The organism is Pseudonocardia sp. SID8383 (genome assembly GCF_009864975.1).
In the GTDB taxonomy this organism is placed as follows: Bacteria; Actinomycetota; Actinomycetes; order Mycobacteriales; family Pseudonocardiaceae; genus Pseudonocardia; species Pseudonocardia alni.
Map to the genome: position 1 here is coordinate 1 of NZ_WWFY01000394.1, position 1,324 is coordinate 1,324.

Here is a 1,324-nt window from a genome sequence, read left to right on the forward strand (position 1 = left end):
CCGGCGGTGGCGGCGGCGATGTCCTCGGTCGCGACCCGCAGCGCCCCGTTGAGCGCCGCGGCCTGCACCCGCACGGCGACGTCGCCCGCAGCGCGGCCGAACCGGCCGGCGAGGATCCCGGCGAGCACCGGTTCCGCCCGCTCCTGCACGACGAGCCAGATCGCGCGCAGCGCGGGCTCGTCGCGGCTCATCCGGATCACCGCGAGCACGAGGTCGAAGTCGTCCGGGCCCGCGTCGGGGTGCTCGGCGTAGTCCCCGGCGAGATGCTCGGTCAGCCCGACGCCCGCGGGCCAGCGGGTCAGGCTCGCGGTGAACGCGTCGGTGGCCAGGCTCAGCACCGGCTCGACGCAGCTCTCCTTCGTGCGGAACCAGCGCCAGAACGTGCGCGCCGACAGCCCGACCGCCTCGGCGATCTGCTCCCCGCCGGTCGCGGCGACGCCGTGCTCGCGGAACAGCCGGATCGCGGCCCGGGAGATCTCCAGGCGCTGCAGGGTGCGGCGACGGTCGCTCATCGGCCGCCGTCCGCGCCGGACCGCCGTCCCCTCCGTCACACCGCACCCCCGAGTGCTCGCCGGGCGGTCAGCCTAGACGGCGGGCGTTGGCCCGCACCCGGGTGCGGATCGGCTCCAGCGCCCGCCCGAGGGTCTCCGGCCCCGGCTTCGAGGTGACCAGGACGACCGCGGCCCGGGAGAACCCGTCGACCTTCTCGGCCCACATCCGGTGGAACTCGCGGACCTCACGCGCCGGGGGCGGGAAGCCCGAGGTGAGCATCCGGGCGGTGCGACGCGCGATGACCAGCGGCGCGAACACCGCGATCTCGGCGAGCGAGAGGACGGCACGAGTGGTGGCGGGCACGGGACGGACGGTAGCCCCTGCTCCCGACACCCACGGGCCGCGCGCCGGTCGCCGAGGGCTCGCCGCCGGTCACCGCCGGTTCGGGTGGCGACACCCCCTCCCACGTTAACGATGGGGCGCGGGGCCACGACAGGTAACCGAACGCGACCCCGGGGAGGGCTCACACGCATGGCCGTCGAGACGTTCTGGGACGGGCTGGAACGGCGCATCGCCGCCGGCGAACCGCCACACGGGGAGCACCCGGGCGTCGCGCCGGACGGGGTGACGCCCGAGGCGCTGCGCCGCGTCCTGGACCTCGAGGCGCACCACCTGCGCCGCTCCGGCACCGCGCCGGTCGCCCAACACCTGCTCGCCGGGGCCGTCCTGGCCGGGGAGGCCGCGCTGGCCGGGGCAGCCCGGGCCCGGCTCACCGCCCAGGGCGTCCCCGCGCTGACCACCCGCTGGCGCACCCGGCCGCCGTCGGCCGCGC

The 1,324-nt window shown here is 77.3% G+C and carries 3 protein-coding genes; 1 reads left to right on the forward strand and 2 read right to left on the reverse strand.

Annotated features, from left to right (window positions below; all coding sequences use genetic code 11):
- Both GTW08_RS09615 and GTW08_RS09620 read right to left on the reverse strand, forming a co-directional pair.
- Positions 1 to 512 (reverse strand): TetR/AcrR family transcriptional regulator (locus GTW08_RS09615; protein WP_161151787.1); only part of this gene is annotated, 512 nt, incomplete at its 3' end.
- A 67-nt stretch (positions 513 to 579) separates the two neighbouring features.
- On the reverse strand, positions 580 to 855 hold the full coding sequence (locus tag GTW08_RS09620) for a hypothetical protein (protein WP_062396425.1): 276 nt from the start codon (positions 853 to 855) through the stop codon (positions 580 to 582).
- A 168-nt stretch (positions 856 to 1,023) separates the two neighbouring features.
- Here GTW08_RS09620 and GTW08_RS09625 point away from each other — a divergent pair.
- The coding region (locus tag GTW08_RS09625) for a hypothetical protein (RefSeq protein WP_202416865.1) at positions 1,024 to 1,324 on the forward strand (301 nt) is incomplete at its 3' end.